10 protein-coding genes and 2 tRNA genes are annotated in these 15385 nt (G+C 45.4%); 1 reads left to right on the top strand and 11 read right to left on the bottom strand.

Annotation, left to right across the window (positions count from 1 at the left end; all coding sequences use genetic code 11):
- Positions 1–36 precede the first annotated feature (36 nt).
- The 11 genes from BQ5453_RS10605 to BQ5453_RS10660 all read right to left on the bottom strand — a co-directional run bounded on the left by BQ5453_RS10605 (position 37) and on the right by BQ5453_RS10660 (position 13702).
- Entirely contained in the window at positions 37–477 is a 441-nt protein-coding gene (locus tag BQ5453_RS10605) for a deoxycytidylate deaminase (RefSeq protein WP_071123191.1), read from the bottom strand.
- A gap of 108 nt (positions 478–585) precedes the next feature.
- A complete protein-coding gene (locus BQ5453_RS10610) occupies positions 586–2568 on the bottom strand; it encodes a M3 family metallopeptidase (RefSeq protein WP_083361256.1) in 1983 nt (660 codons plus the stop codon).
- A gap of 152 nt (positions 2569–2720) precedes the next feature.
- The gene (locus tag BQ5453_RS10615) at positions 2721–3917 is read right to left on the bottom strand and encodes a tetratricopeptide repeat protein (protein ID WP_143033379.1); all 1197 of its coding nucleotides are present in this window, start codon (positions 3915–3917) and stop codon (positions 2721–2723) included.
- A 126-nt stretch (positions 3918–4043) separates the two neighbouring features.
- Positions 4044–5450 carry a tetratricopeptide repeat protein gene (locus BQ5453_RS10620; protein WP_143033380.1) on the bottom strand — a complete coding sequence of 469 codons (1407 nt, stop codon included), beginning with the start codon at positions 5448–5450 and terminating at the stop codon, positions 4044–4046.
- 105 nt (positions 5451–5555) lie between these two features.
- Positions 5556–8141, bottom strand: coding sequence for a DNA gyrase subunit A (gyrA, locus tag BQ5453_RS10625; protein WP_071123630.1), 2586 nt, complete (start codon positions 8139–8141; stop codon positions 5556–5558).
- Between the two features lie 217 nt (positions 8142–8358).
- Entirely contained in the window at positions 8359–9354 is a 996-nt protein-coding gene (locus BQ5453_RS10635) for a pyridoxal phosphate-dependent aminotransferase (RefSeq protein ID WP_022102905.1), read from the bottom strand.
- Between the two features lie 65 nt (positions 9355–9419).
- A tRNA-Glu gene (locus BQ5453_RS10640) sits at positions 9420–9491 on the bottom strand.
- A gap of 6 nt (positions 9492–9497) precedes the next feature.
- Positions 9498–9586: transfer RNA gene (locus tag BQ5453_RS10645), tRNA-Ser, on the bottom strand.
- 313 nt (positions 9587–9899) lie between these two features.
- Entirely contained in the window at positions 9900–11060 is a 1161-nt protein-coding gene (gene galK / locus BQ5453_RS10650; RefSeq protein WP_071123195.1) for a galactokinase, read from the bottom strand.
- 161 nt (positions 11061–11221) lie between these two features.
- Positions 11222–12496, bottom strand: a complete 1275-nt coding sequence (locus BQ5453_RS10655; RefSeq protein ID WP_071123196.1) for an MFS transporter — start codon at positions 12494–12496, stop codon at positions 11222–11224.
- Between the two features lie 117 nt (positions 12497–12613).
- The gene (locus tag BQ5453_RS10660) at positions 12614–13702 is read right to left on the bottom strand and encodes an aldose epimerase family protein (protein ID WP_071123197.1); all 1089 of its coding nucleotides are present in this window, start codon (positions 13700–13702) and stop codon (positions 12614–12616) included.
- Positions 13703–14043: 341 nt separating this feature from the next.
- On the opposite strand from BQ5453_RS10660, the gene BQ5453_RS10665 reads away from it, so the two are divergent.
- Entirely contained in the window at positions 14044–15372 is a 1329-nt protein-coding gene (locus BQ5453_RS10665) for a DEAD/DEAH box helicase (RefSeq protein ID WP_071123198.1), read from the top strand.
- Positions 15373–15385: the final 13 nt, after the last annotated feature.

Raw genomic sequence — 15385 nt, forward strand, 5'->3', positions numbered from 1 at the left:
GATGGGGCGTAAAAAGCTTGATGTGCTTGGTGCTCGTCACTTGTTTTGCAGTGATGTTTCAGTTTCTGCTATATGATCTATTTCAATTCCTGCATCAGCCAGCAAGTCAATGCCATCTGTGAGGCGGTAACTCCGTGCATAAACAACGCGCTTGATACCCGCTTGTATGATCAATTTTGCACATTCAATACAAGGTGCATCAGTTACATAGAGCGTAGCTCCATCGGAGTTGTTGCCAGAGCGGGCTATCTTTGTTATGGCGTTAGCTTCGGCGTGTAACACGTATGGCAGTGTAAGTCCGTCGGTTCCTTCACATACATTGGGGAAGCCTGATGGCGTCCCATTGTAGCCATCGCTAATAATCATTTTGTCTTTAACGATAAGTGCGCCAACTTGACGGCGAGTGCAATATGAGTTTTCCGCCCAAATGCGTGCCATGCGCAGATAGCGTCTGTCAAGTAATTCAGCTTTTGTCATAACTTGTTGTTTAATGGCGAGTTCTATGTCCCGTTGTCGGAGGACTATTTTATGTTGGGTGCTTTAGTAATGAGGCGCCCATTTGTTTTACTTGTATGTGCACATTTACTATTTAATACCATCTCTGTGCAGTAGGGCATCTATGGTTGGTTCTTGCCCACGGAAGTTGGTGTAAAGCGTCATCGGATCCTCTGTGCCTCCTTTCGAAAGTATATTGGTTCGGAAACTGTTGGCTGTGTCTTTGTCGAAGATGCCTTTTTCCTTAAACATGAAGAATGCGTCGGCGTCAAGCACTTCGGCCCATTTATAGCTGTAGTAGCCTGCTGCATAGCCTCCAGCCATAATGTGGCTGAATTGCACGCTCATACATGCCGATGGCACTTGTGGTAGTAATTGTACTCTATGCCAAGCATCATGCTCGAATGATTTTATGTCCTCGCTTGTTGCCGAGGTCTGTGTATAGTAGGCCATGTCAAGCAGTCCAAAAGAAACTTGACGCATACAAGAGTAAGCTGCAAGGAAATTGCGGCTTTTGCGTATACGCTCAATGTAGCTTTGTGGCAATGGCTCACCTGTTTTATAGTGAAAGGCAAATGTACCCAAAAAATCTGGTTCTGTTGCATAGTTCTCCATAAATTGTGAAGGTAGTTCAACAAAATCCCAGAATACAGAAGTGCCACTGAGTGCCGCATAGTGCGTCATGGCAAAGATACCATGCAAGGCATGACCAAATTCGTGCAAGAATGTTTCAAGTTCGTTAAGTGTGAGCAGGGCGGGGGTGTCGTTAGTTGGCTTTGTAAAATTGGTCGTGACGCTCACCACTGGTCGGTACGAATTGTTTGCTGTCACTTGTTGATTGCAGGGCAGGTCGCAGTGTTCGTCACGATAGTTTGTCATCCAAGCACCTCCCTTTTTGCTTTTCCTTGGGAAAAAGTCCACCAACAGTGTGGCCAAAAAGGCCTCATCCTTGTCAAAGACATCGTAGGCAATAACGTCTGGGTGGTAAACGGGTATGTGCTTGTTTTCCTTAAACGTAATACCATACAGTTTTGTAGCTAAAGCTAACACTCCTTTTTGCACATGTGAAAGTTCGAGGTATGGACGCAACATGTCGGGGTCGTAGTCGTACAGTTCGTGTTTAAGTTTCTGACTGTAGTATGAGAAATCCCATGGTTGCATGACAAAGTCGTCGCCTTCAAGTTCTTTAGCCTTTTGGGCAACTTGTGCCACCTCCTCCTTAGCTTTAGGCAAGTAACTGTTAATAAGGTCGTCGAGTAGCTCATAAACATTCTCTGCATTCTGGGCCATACGTCTGCGCAGAGCATAATCTGCATAATTCTTATAGCCAAGAAGTTGGGCCACTTCGCGTCGCAAATTGACTATGTGCTCGACAATCTTAAAATTGTTATACGCATTGTCGTGTGTGCAGCGAGTGTTATATGCCATGTACATTTGTTCACGCAAATTCCGCTTATTGGCATACATCATAAATGGTCCGTAACTTGGAGCATGCAGCGTAAATACCCAGCCTTCCATCTTTCGGCTTTGTGCTTCAAATCGGGCGGCTTCCTTGTTAATGTCGGGTAATCCCCCAAGGTCTTTCTCGTCCTTTATGTGCAAAACGAAGTTGTTTGTTTCCTTCAGCAGATTTTGTGAAAACTTCAGTGTGTATTCAGACAACTCACGTGTGATGTTGCGAAACGTTGCTTTCTGCGTGTCATTAAGTGTGGCTCCTGATCGTTCAAATGCTTCGTATGTTTTATCAAGCAATTTGCGGTCTTCACCGTCCAGCTGATCGCGTTCATTGTCATAGACCTTTTTGACACGTGTAAAAAGTTGCTCGTTGAGCATGATGTCATTTTCATGGTCAGAGAGTTTTTGCGCCATTTCGTTGGCAAGTTCGTCAAGTTCGTCGTTGGTCTCTGCGCTCAGCAAGTTGTACATTGTGGTGGTAGCACGTTCAAGCATGCCACCGCTTTGTGTCAAAGCAACTATCGTGTTGTCAAAGTTGGGTGCGTCAGTATTGTTTGTGATGGCGGAAATTTCAGCTTTTTCTTTATCCATGCCTTCGATGATGGCATCGTGCAGCATGGCTGCGCTTGTCACGTCAGATTTGTCATGGGAACCACTAAGTTCTGGCAGCAAATCATAATTGGACGTGATAAACTTTTGCCAATCTGTGTCAGAAAGTAATTGTGAGGCGATGAACTTTTTCATATATTGTAATGTGTCAATCGGTTTAGTCAGAATTTCTTGAGCAACTTTTCAATTTCGGCAAATTTGTCACCTCTGTTGAGCTCAAGATATACTCTGTAGAGCAAGGGTGCCCACAAATTTTGTGATTGTGGTGCCATGCGGCGGAATTGCTCCAATTCGGGTTCCGCTTTGGCGAATAAAGCGCGTCGTTGAGCCAGTGCTTTATTATAGTTACGTGTCGATGTGTTTTGCGGCATGACAACCTGTTCAGCCTTTTGAATGTATGATGCGCCGATGTAGTAATGCGCTTCTACGTTTGTCGAGTCTATGGCAATCAAATTCTTTGCATTAACAATGCAACTGTCGTAGTCTTGTATCTCGTAGTAGGCTGCGCAACGTGCCAAGTAGGCAGCGTTATGCAGCGATTTAGATTGCAGTTGCTCTTGTGCTATGTTGAGCGTTCGTTCGTAGTGTTTATGCTTGTTGTAATAATCGGCCAACCGGGTAAAAAAGAAGGTCTCTGAAGGGTATGTTTTCCAACCTTCATACAAAAAACTGTGGTAGCTCGTTGTATCGTTTTCAGCTTCAGCGTTGAGTGCAAGGTATCGTAGCACAATGCGTCGCGTGCTCTTGGCTTGCAAGGCTGTGTCTTGGTAGCGATGCACCTCGTCATACTTTTTAGCATTATATGCGCTAATGAGGTAAAGCACGCTGTTTGTAGTGTCAACTTTGACGGGTAGTTTAGCTAATGTACCAATTTTGCTGTGAGGTAAGTCAATCGAAATTCTCAGAAACCTCATAGCGTTGTTGTAATCCTTCTTGCTATAGTAAAAGCGTGCAGCAGCGTTTATGTTAGGATAATATTGGTTGAGCACGCTGCACACCAAGTGCTTTTGTTTGGGCTTGGCTCCAGTTTCATGCTGTAGGGCATTCTCTATAGAATCCAGTTGTAGTGATATTGCAATCAACTCCCGGGTTGTTGAGAAGAAAACCAAAGTGTCGTAGTTCTTTTTCAGGTAAATTTTAGTGTTCTCTGCGTCGTTAAGTCCACGATAAGCTTCAATGGCATACAAGCAGAGTTTAGTGTTGTTTTTGAAGGTGGAGTCAGTCCGTAGCTTCTCTATTTGTGTGATGGCCTCGTTGTATTTTTTGTCTTTCAAGGCAGTCTTGACAGGCTTAAATGCTTTTTGTGCTGTACATGACAAACTAAAGAGCATTACAAGTAACAAAAGAAACTGTTTCATATTAGAACTGATATTCAAGAGGAATCGTATGCGCATTTTCTTAATTGAGGTTATGAATACGCCATGTGGCATTCATAACCTCAATATCAATTATAGGGGATAATCCTTAGTTTCGTTGCTCATTCTTTATTTTGAAGAGCGGCTTTGGTTGTAGGCGTCGAGTGCGGCATCCATTTCCTTAGCCTTGTCCTTCATGCCAAGGTTGGTGTATACTGTCTGCAAGGCGGGAGCCCACTTGTTCACCATGTCGGGAGCAATCTCGCGCATGTGTTCCAAGTAAGTCTGAGCCTTTTTATAGTATGACTTAACCTCGTTCAACTCTTTGTCGTAAATAGCCTTCTGCTTTTTGTATGCAGCTTCGGCAGCAGCACCTTTGCCGCGTCCCGTAATGTTGCGGTTCTTACCAATATACTGGTACTTGCCAGAATTTACCTTCGAAATGATTTCGTCGGTATAAGTTACCGATACGAGGTAGAGTGCGTTGGCATAATCAGGGTCAATAGACAATGCCTTTTCAAAAGACTGACGTGCTGTAGCATAGTTCTTGCCAAGGTAAAGTTCTACGTAGCCTTTCATGTACCATGACGTTTTGCTGTTAGGCTCATCAGCCACAACCTTTTGTGCAAAAGCTTCAGCTTCAGCAGTTTTGTTGCTGTTGATATAGTATTGCATCAACTGCAAGAAGAATACTTCTTGTCCTGTACGCTGACTGGCTTCGTATAAGGTCTTAGCCCAATTTGCAGTGTCCTTTTGTTCCTGAAGAGCTGCCAATTTGATAAAGTAGAGGTCGTGCAGGCTGACAGAGTCCGTTACCTGACTGAGCGCTTCGTTACAATATTTTACAGCTTGATTCCAATCTTTGCCTTTGTAGCTAAGGTTGGCAATGTTCACCAATGAGGCGTTGTAGTCCTTCTCGTGTGCTTTGTACACAGAGTCTTTTTCGGCCGCAGTGAATACAGGCGAAATCTTAGGCAGTTGAACAAATTTGTAGAAGTACTCGGCACTCTCCTTGTACTTATGCATATTGTTCATGAAAAGTCCGCATGCGCTATACATCGTGAGCATTTGCTTTTCAATGCCGTAACGTGTTTTAGCCGTTACAATAGGGTTGGGCTTAACGCGTCCTTTGGCATCTGCTTTTTGGTTGTATTCAGCAGCGGTATTGTACAAGTTGATAATGTTGTCAATGCCATTGCAGAACTTCAACGTGTCAAAAGGAATGCCACCTGCGGCTTTTTTCCATTCGGGGTCAAGCAATTTAACTTGCAATTCGGCATTCTGAGTGTAAAGGAGTGCCAAATTGCTGTTTTTGCCTTTTGCTTTGGCCTCTTCAATGTCATCGTTGATAATCTGTTCTGCCTCCTTGTAAAGAATCTGGGCTTGTTCAAAATCCTCAGACGTGTGCTTGTTTATCAAGGCATTCGCTTTGTTGATTTTGTCGTATGCCTTCCAAGAGCCCGGATTGGCTGTTTGTCCCATGGCAGTTCCTATGCCTCCAAAAAGAACCGCCAGACATAGAATTAACTTCTTCATAGTTGTTATTGATTTAGTGAATTGTTGTTGTATTGTAGCGGGTTATAACTATGCAACAGGGGCAGTTTGCACTTGTTGCATAATCATAGCCTGACGCTTTTATACTTATTCCTCATTAGTTGATGCTTCTTCGTCAGAGTTGTTGGCGGTGGTTGTCATGTCGTCAACATTTTCGTCTGCAGAACCATCGGTATTTTCAGAGTCTTGTTCCAAGGCTTCTTCGTCATCGGCGGGTACAAGGCATACGCTTGATATTACGTCGTTGCGCTTCTTGAGGTCGATGAGTTTGTTGCCTTGTGTGGCGCGTCCCTGAACGCTTATCTCGTCCATACGCAGGCGTATGGTAATGCCGCTCTTGTTGATAATCATGAGATCTTCTTCTTCAGTTACGGCTTTAATAGCAACAACCTTGCCAGTATCTTCCGTAATGTTAAGAGTCTTGACACCCTTTCCACCGCGGTTTGTTACACGGTAGTCTTCAACAGCAGAACGTTTGCCCTTGCCCTTCTCGCTGACAACAAGAACCGTTTCCTTTTCGGGATCGTTGATGCAAATCATGCCAATTACCTCGTCTGTCGGGTCGGCATCGTCCAGACGCATACCGCGCACACCAGTAGCAGTTCGGCCCATGGCGCGTACAGTATTCTCGTTGAAACGGATAGCTCTGCCATTGCGGTTGGCAATGATAATCTCGTCAGAGCCGTTAGTCAGCACAACGCTGACAACCTTGTCGTCTTCGCGAATGTTGATGGCGTTTACACCGTTGGCGCGTGGGCGTGAATATTCGCTCAGACAAGTTTTCTTTATAATGCCTTGCTTGGTGCAGAACATTACGAAATGGCTTTGGCAGAAGTCAGCATCGCCTAACTTGCGAATGTGCAAACAAGCATTGATACTGTCGTCGGGATCGATGTTCAGCATGTTTTGAATAGCGCGTCCCTTTGCGTTTTTAGCACCTTCAGGCAATTCATACACTTTGAGCCAGTAGCAGCGTCCCTTGGCTGTAAAGAACAACATGGTGTTGTGCATGGTTGCATGGTAGATGTACTCGATAAAGTCAGAGTCGCGTGTGCTACCGCCTTTTGAACCTACGCCGCCACGGCCTTGTGCACGGAACTCATTGAGAGGTGTGCGCTTGATATAGCCCAAATGCGAGATGGTGATAACGACTTCGTCGTCGGCATAAAAGTCTTCAGGGTTGAACTCTGTAGATGACAGGCAAATCTCGGTGCGTCTGTCATCACCGTACTTTTCTTTAACTTCGATGAGCTCGTCCTTCATCACCTTGCGGCAGAGTTCGTCGTCGCTAAGAATTTGTTCGTAGTATGCGATGCGACGCTCGATTTCCTCATACTCTTCGTGCAGTTTCTCCTGCTGAATATTAGTAAGCTGCGCCAGACGCATGTCAACGATGGCTTTAGCTTGCACATCGTCAAGACCAAAGCGTTCCTTGAGGGCTTCGATGGCAGCTTGCGGTGTTTTCGATGCACGTATGAGTCGTACAACTTCATCGATGTTGTCTGAGGCAATGATAAGTCCTTCAAGTATATGGGCACGTTCTTGAGCTTTGCGCAAGTCATATTGTGTGCGGCGTATTACCACGTCGTGACGGTGCTCAATGAAGTGTTTTATGCAATCCTTGAGTGTGAGTAATTGCGGTCGGCCGGCTCTATGTGCATGGTCGTGAACTAATGCGATGCAGTTCACTGCAAACGATGTTTGCAGTGCTGTCATCTTAAACAATTTATTGAGCACCACGTTCGCATTGAAGTCGCGTTTAACGTCAATAACAATGCGCATACCATCCTTGTCGCTCTCGTCGTTTACGTTTGAGATGCCTTCAATACGTTTGTCTGCTGCAAGTTGGCCGATGAACTTTACAAGTTCTTCCTTGTTAAGTCCGTATGGAAGTTCCGAAACCACAATCGTGTCGTGCTGCGGTCCGCTTTCAATATCGGTCTTAGCGCGCATGATGATGCGGCCACGTCCCGTTTCGTAAGCACTGCGCACGCCTTGCATGCCCATGATATAGCCACCGGTAGGAAAGTCGGGGGCCTTGATGTAGTGCATCAATTCGTCGATTGTGATGTCGGGATTGTCAATATAAGCCACGCAACCATCAATAACCTCGCGCAAATTGTGTGTCGGCACGTTGGTAGCCATACCAACGGCGATGCCGCTCGCACCATTTACCAGAAAGTTGGGAATGCGTGTCGGCATGACGCTTGGCTCATCGCGTGTATTATCAAAGTTGCGATCCATGTCCACCGTCTCTTTTTCGATGTCTTGCATCATGGCTTCGCCAACAGGTGACAGACGTGCTTCGGTATAACGCATGGCGGCTGCAGAGTCACCGTCCATCGAACCAAAGTTGCCTTGGCCTTCAACCAGCGTGTAACGCATGTTCCAAGGTTGTGCCAAACGTACAAGCGCACCGTAAACAGAACTGTCGCCGTGTGGGTGGTACTTACCGAGTACGTCACCCACAACACGCGCCGATTTACGTGTGGGCTTGTCGTGAGTGATGCCAAGTTCCATCATGTCGTATAATATGCGTCGATGGACAGGCTTAAATCCGTCGCGCACATCGGGCAATGCACGCGATACGATTACTGACATGGAGTAGTCGATATATGAGGATTTCATTTCTTCCTCAATATTGACCTTGATAATTCTATCGTCGTCTGTTATCATTGAATGTGTAGTATATATATTCTAAGAGCAAAATTAAGATTTTCTTTTGTAATGGCGTGGAAAAGCTCTTTGAAAAACGGCGTTTTCGAAAGCAAAAACGCCGTAAAGGCTATTTTAATGCGCTTTACGGCGTTTTGCCCCCTTTGTTCGGCTTGGAAAAAACCGAGTCGGAGCGGCACGGAATATGCTCTTAGACGCAAAATATGACATTCCGCTATTTGATGCTGCTGTTTCGGCGTCGGAGCGCTCCGAGCAATGCAGAGTTGTCTTGCGGTAGCCCGATTGTCAGACGCAAGCACCCCATTACGGGGTGTACGGCAATGCCGTTTTTGAGTAGATCTTTGTAAATTGATGCGCTGTTAGAGAATTTTACAAGTAGAAAGTTGGCATCGGAGTGATAGATGTGTTCGCATTCGGGAATGTCCTTGAGTGCAATTTCCACCTTTGTGCGTTCGTCTATGATTTGCCTTGTCCACTTGTCTATGTCAAGTCTGTTCTTTATCATTTCAAGCGCGGCATTGATTGTTATGGTGTTGATGGGGTGGGAGAGTGCAATCTTTGCTATGTTACAGATGATGTCGGGGTGCGCAATAATGGCTGATAGGTTCAGTCCGGCAAGGGCCCATGCGTGCGAAAAAGACCGTAGCACAACAAGGTTCTTATACTTGTTGAGCAAACCGATGACTGTGGCCTGAGGAACAAAATCGATGTATGATTCGTCAACCACAACTATGCCATCGAATATTTGAACAATACTTTCTATTTCTCCTGCGTCAAGCAGGTTTCCTGTTGGTGAATTAGGCGAGCACAAAAATATCATTTGTGTCGTGTCGCTAATGGCATTGACGATGTCGTTTGCATCGAGTTCAAAATTTTCTGCGCGCAAGTTGGCTTCGCGGTATTCTATGCGATTGATCTGTGCGCGCCTTTTGTAATAATGCCTTGTCGGTTCTGCGGCAATGATGCTGTCGCGGTTGGGTACGGTAAATGTACGAATGAGCAGGTCGCATGCCTCTTCGATTCCGTTACACATGAATATGCATCTTTCGGGTATATGCTCATGTTTGCCCCAGTTGGTCATTAAAGTTTGCAGAGCCTTGGTGCTGGGGTAGCGGTTGAGTGGCTTGTTGAACGGCGATTCGTTAGCGTCTAATTGCAGTTTGGCCTTTGCTCTTTCGCGCGGTTTCTTGATGTTATCGGGTAGTTGCATGGGGTGTACAAAAATAAATGGTGGACAAAAAGACCGCTAATCGTTGTGACTAGCGGTCTTCATTGTAGCGCCTACGGGAATCGAACCCGTATACCATGCGTGAGAGGCATGTATCCTAACCATTAGATGAAAGCGCCATGGTGCGGAAGCTGGGGGATTCGAACCCCCGGTACGGTTAAACCCGTACGTCAGTTTAGCAAACTGGTGGTTTCAGCCACTCACCCAAACTTCCTTTTTTGTTATTTGTTTTAGCGTTATCTCTCAAACGCGATGCAAAGGTACGACATTTTTTGAAACTACCAAACTAAACCAAGAAAAAAATGCATTTTAAGCGTATTTTTTTCAGAAAGGTAGGAAAAACGTCAAATCAATGTGGTCATTTGTGCATTCCGATAAGGGTATTATTAGGGTGCAAGAGATTGGCTATTGTTAGACAACAATGGCTGATATGCACTGCAAAAGAAAGCCCGAAGCCTTATGTGTAAGGGCTTCGGGCGGAAAATCTATAAGAGGACGCCAATAATAGGCTGCCTGATATGTTTTAATTAGCAGAGCTTGCGTGATCCGTCACCGATTACAACATCGATAACGATAGGTTCTTTGCCAAATTTCTCCTTATATGCTTTCTTGGCAGTTTCGATAAAGTTTGCATAGAGGTCGTCGCTTACGAGGTTGATTGTGCAACCACCAAAGCCACCACCCATGATGCGTGAACCTGTAACGCCGCAGCTATGAGCAACATCGTTCAAGAAGTCAAGTTCAGGGCATGAAACTTCATATTCCTTGCTCAGACCATAGTGTGTCTCGTACATCTTCTTACCAACTTCTTCGTAGTCGCCTTCTTCAAGTGCTACGCAAACCTCGAGTACGCGGTATTTCTCGCCAATTACATATTTGGCACGGAGTGCGTCTTCTTCGCTAACTTCTGGGCGAACTTCGTCAAGCATGTCGTAGGTTGCGTCGCGCAGACTATCCACATTCGGCCAGTGCTTCTTCATGGCAGCTACCACGTTTTCGCAGCTCTTGCGGCGGTCGTTGTAGGCTGAAGATGCCAAATCGTGCTTAACCTGTGAGTTGAGCAATACAAGTTTGTAGCCCTTGGGGTCGAACGGGAAGTACTTGAACTCGAGTGAACGGCAGTCCAAACGCATCAAGCTGCCAGCCTTGCCAAATACTGAGGCGAACTGGTCCATGATGCCGCAGTTGCAGCCGATGTAGTTGTGTTCTGTGGCCTGGCCTACCTTGGCAAGAGTGAACTTGTCAATTTTGTTATCGGCAAATAAGTCGTTGAGTGCAAAGGCATAAGTGCTTTCCAATGCAGCTGATGATGACATACCAGCGCCAAGGGGTACATCGCCAGCAAAGGCTGTGTTAAATCCTTCGACAGGTACACCGAGCTTCATCATTTCGCGGCAAACACCAAAGATAAAGCGGAAGTGTGTAGCTGAGGGGCCTTTCTCGTCGTCGAGACTAAATTCAACGTAGTCCTTCAAGTCGATTGAGTAGGCACGTACTTTACGTGTGCCATTGGGCTTGATTTCTGCAATAACGCCTTGAGTTACTGCACCAGGGAATACGAAGCCACCATTATAATCGGTGTGCTCACCAATCAGATTGATACGGCCTGGAGAGGCATATACAGAACCTGTTGTACCATCAAAGTGTTCAACGAAACGGCTTCTTACGTCATCTACTGTTAATTTCATGGGAGTAAAGAATTTTAGAGGGTAAAAGAATTGCCGGCAGAAGGTTTGCTCATTCTAAGTACTAATGATCAATTTGCACCTGTCTGTCTGTTTATAGAAAAGTGAAGTTGAAGAGTAAGGAACCGTGTCGTCCATACTCTTCAACTTGTGATATAGCGAATTTATTCTTCGCGCTTGCTTACACGACTGCCTACCAAAGCGTAGAAAAGGAGGTATGCAGCGCAGAATACAACAACCCAGTAGCTCTGAATATAACCTACAGTATCGGCAACAGAAGCCTGGATAAACATCATTACAGCGCAACCGAATACCATAGTCATGAAGATACCAGAAGCGATGGCAGTGTATTTACCGAGGCCTTCAACTGCCATATTAAAGATACCACCCCACATTACTGAGGTGCAAAGACCAACAAGCAAGAAAGCGAAGATACCTACGGGTACATCTTGCCATACAACAGTGAGGCTACCCCAGTCAACACCAGGGAATGCTACGAGTACGTCAGTTGGAGCGTACATGCCGAAGAGTACGAGTGCGAGTGTGGCGACTGAAACAGTGGTAATCATTGTACGGCTGCTCACCTTGCCACCGATAGAAGCACCTACGAAACGACCGATAAGCATCATAAACCAATATACGGCTACGAGCATACCAACTGTACCGGCAGGAATCTTCATTTCATTAGTCAAGTACTGCTGAACGAAGTTAGGCACACCAACTTCGATACCCATGTAAAGGAAGATAGCCAAAGCACCGAGAGCAAAGTGACGGTGGCTCATAGCACCCTTAATCAAGCTAACTTCTACGGGAGCTTGTTCGGGTTCTTCAATCTTAGTCATGGCAATGATGATGAAAGCCAAGACGAAGATGCCAAGTGCGATCATGAGGGCAGGAGTAGCGTCAGAGATCTTAGCCTTTGTTGCATCGCTGATAAGGGCACCCATTAAGATGTAGCAGCAAACCGCAGCAGTAGAGTTGAATACGCCGCCTGTCTGAATTAATTGGTTACCAGCGTTACCACCACCACCTAGGATGTTGAGCATAGGGTTAACAACGCAGTTCAAGATACACATACAGAATCCTGCGATGAAAGCGCCAACGAGGTAAATGCCAAATACGAGACCTAAGTTTTCTTTAGGATTCTCAATCTGACCGCTATACCACTGAATAGCGATACCCAAGATACCGATAGCCAAACCGATAAGGGCTGTCTTCTTGTAGCCAAACTTTGCGATAAGCATACCTGCGGGGATACCCATTACTAAGTAAGCTACGAAGTTGCCGTAGTTACCAATCTGTGCCAATACGTTTGAGATTTCGCCTTGGTTCTTAATAATGGTTGCCATAGGTGTACAAAGGTTTGTCACGAAGGCAATCATGGCGAAGAGTGCAATCATGATGATGATGGCTCCCCATTGTTTCTTTTGATTACTCATTTTTGTTTGTGAGAAAGATAAATTAGATTATTAGATGAATTGATTTGTATTATTCTTCAGTATTAAAGTTTACGAACTTGCGCCTGACGCATGTCCGTAAACTTTAATGATTTATGTTTAGTTTTCTACGCCAAACTTGTAGATGGTCTTTTGCGTGTAAACCTGTCCGGGCTTAAGCACCACGGGAGGGAAGTAGGCACGATTAGGACTATCGGGGAAGTGCTGTGCCTCGAAGCAAAGTGCAGAGTGCTTGCCGAAGGTAGCGCCATGCTGACCCTTGTAGCCATCAGCCCAGTTGTCTGAGTAGAACTGTACACCCGGTTCAGTGGTATAAACCTCCATAGAACGTCCGCTCTTAGGCTCTACGATTTTAGCTGCGAAAGTGAGTTCGCCCGGTTCGTGCTTGTTCAGTACAAAGCAGTGGTCGTAACCTGTGCCGTTCTTTATTTGTTTGTCGCTGAAATCTGTCAGATGATCCCCTACGCGGTGTGGTGTTGTAAAGTCGAAGGGGGTGCCTTTCACTTTAAGAATTTCGCCTGTCGGGATGCTGTTCTCGTCGATGGGCACATAAAAGTCGGCATTGATTTGGCAAATCACGTCCTCGCAAGTAGGAGTGGGGTTGCCAATGCCGGCGAGTGAGAAGAAACCATGGCTTGTCATATTGACAATTGTCTTCTTGTTTGTGGTACCTTTATAGTCAATCTTAAGCTCATTGTCTTCGGTGAGTGAGTACATTACAGTCATTGACAATTCGCCAGGGAAGCCCTCTTCGTAGTATGCTGACACATAGCGTAGCACAAGAGTGTGGTCATTTACCTGTTCTGCGTCCCAAACACGTGCATGAAATCCGGTGGGACCACCATGCAAGTGGTTAGGACCATTATTTACAGCAAGGCTATATTCTTTGCCATTGAGTGTGAACTTTCCGTGGCAGATACGATTGCCATAGCGTCCAACAAGTGTGCTAAGGAATGGTTCTGGAGAGTTGATGCAGTCGTCGATGTTATCGTGTCCTTGAATGACGTTGGCATAGTTGCCATTGCGGTCGGGCACCATGATGGCCACGAGGGAACCTCCATAGTTTGTTACAGCTACTTCCATGCCGCTGGAATTGCGTAAGAAGTAGAGGTCTGTTTGTTTTCCTTGTATAACTTTCTGGAAATCTTCTTTTTTGAGTCCGCTAAGAGACTTTGCTGTATTTTCCATGATAATGAACGATTATGTTGCTAAATGCGTTATTTACTTTGCAAATTTGTGGAAAAGATTTGGATTGCCCAAACTTTCGTAACGAAATTATTAAACATTCGTTTGTCTATAAGGGCGAGCGTTGCTATGTGCGGTGTGTAAATGTTTTGCTTATTTGTTTGTAAGTGTTTCAAATTCAAGAATTTGGACGGGGATAGGTTGTTGGTGCAGCGAGTGAGGCAATGTGTATTGTTTTGCCGTCCAAAGTCTGTGCGTTTATGGCATGATGTACGAAAATAACACTTATTCGTTTTGCACGACCTCTCCTTTTGTGCTAACTTTGTACGCAAATAAAAAGAATAATGATAGACAAAGAACAAATACTTGCCAATTTAGGCTTTGATACTCTAACTTCCATGCAGCAGCGTATGGAGTGCGCTGGAAAAAGGACAGGGGGGGTCGTGTTGCTTTCGCCAACTGGTACGGGTAAAACCCTGGCTTACTTATTGCCCTTGGTTGAGAAAATAGATGTGCAGCTTGATGTGTTGCAGGCAGTCGTGATAGTGCCTACACGTGAATTGGCACAGCAAAGCGAAGACGTGTTCAGACAAATGAAAACCGGGGCACGTTGTTTAGCTCTTTATGGTGGACGACCTGCGATGGAGGAACATCGTAAAATTAAAGAAATAAAGCCACAACTTGTCTTTGCAACACCCGGAAGATTGAATGACCATTTGGGTAAGGATAACCTGAATGTCTTCGGCGTGCGATCTCTTGTTATAGATGAGTTTGATAAATGTCTTGAGCTTGGATTCCAAGATGAAATGTCGTGCGTGTTAAAGTATTTCTCTAATGTAAGCAGTGCTTGGCTTATGTCGGCAACTGATGCAGAAGAAATACCGGCATTCATGGGCAAACTTTTTCCGAAGTATAGTAAAATAGACTTCTTGACGGAGAATGCCAGTTTGCAGGATCGTGTGGAGGTAAATGTGGTAAACTCGCCTCAAAAGGATAAGTTGGACACCTTGGCCAAATTGCTAACACACATTGCTGGTGCGCCAGCCATTGTGTTCGTATCGTACAGAGAGAGCGTAGAGCGCGTAGGGCTATGGCTGAGGCAGCAAGGGTTTGCTGTCGAAATGTATCATGGCGGAATGGAACAGGAATATCGTGAAAGAGCATTATATAAGTTTCGTTGTGGGGCAGCTAACGTGATGGTAAGCACGGATTTGGCTGCTCGTGGATTGGATATTCCTGAGGTGCGAGTGGTTGTGCATTATCATTTGCCACAGAAGGCTGAGGATTATACGCATCGAAATGGACGTACGGCGCGTTGGCAGTCAGAGGGTTCAGTTTGTTTGTTACTTGGCCCGACAGAAACTTTGCCCGATTTTGTTACGGAATATAAGACACTTGATTTGAATGGTGTGTCTATGGTTCAGCCAGTAGCCCCGATATATGCAACGATATACATAGGGCGTGGCAAGCGCGATAAACTGAGTAAGGGCGATGTGTTGGGCTTTTTGTGCAAAAAGGGTGGCCTGCGTTCTGACGAAATTGGTCGTATAGATGTTGGGCCGCATTATGCTTATGCAGCAGTGCTTCGGTCAAAGTTGAGAGACATGCTCCGAAGAGTTGGCTGTGAGAAAATTAAAGGCATGAAAACGTTGGTAGAGGAGATGCGAAGGTAAATCAATTCTTTAA

This window comes from Prevotellamassilia timonensis, from assembly GCF_900106785.1.
In the GTDB taxonomy this organism is placed as follows: domain Bacteria; phylum Bacteroidota; class Bacteroidia; order Bacteroidales; family Bacteroidaceae; genus Alloprevotella; species Alloprevotella timonensis.

What these genes read in the sequence shown, in the direction of transcription:
- BQ5453_RS10605 (WP_071123191.1), bottom strand. Translation starts at nt 477, where the DNA reads ATGACAAAAGCTGAATTACTTGACAGACGCTATCTGCGCATGGCACGC.
- BQ5453_RS10610 (WP_083361256.1), bottom strand. Translation starts at nt 2,568, where the DNA reads ATGCTGCACGATGCCATCATCGAAGGCATGGATAAAGAAAAAGCTGAA.
- BQ5453_RS10615 (WP_143033379.1), bottom strand. Translation starts at nt 3,917, where the DNA reads ATGAAACAGTTTCTTTTGTTACTTGTAATGCTCTTTAGTTTGTCATGT.
- BQ5453_RS10620 (WP_143033380.1), bottom strand. Translation starts at nt 5,450, where the DNA reads ATGAAGAAGTTAATTCTATGTCTGGCGGTTCTTTTTGGAGGCATAGGA.
- BQ5453_RS10635 (WP_022102905.1), bottom strand. Translation starts at nt 9,354, where the DNA reads ATGCAACTACCCGATAACATCAAGAAACCGCGCGAAAGAGCAAAGGCC.
- galK (WP_071123195.1), bottom strand. Translation starts at nt 11,060, where the DNA reads ATGAAATTAACAGTAGATGACGTAAGAAGCCGTTTCGTTGAACACTTT.
- BQ5453_RS10655 (WP_071123196.1), bottom strand. Translation starts at nt 12,496, where the DNA reads ATGAGTAATCAAAAGAAACAATGGGGAGCCATCATCATCATGATTGCA.
- BQ5453_RS10660 (WP_071123197.1), bottom strand. Translation starts at nt 13,702, where the DNA reads ATGGAAAATACAGCAAAGTCTCTTAGCGGACTCAAAAAAGAAGATTTC.
- BQ5453_RS10665 (WP_071123198.1), top strand. Translation starts at nt 14,044, where the DNA reads ATGATAGACAAAGAACAAATACTTGCCAATTTAGGCTTTGATACTCTA.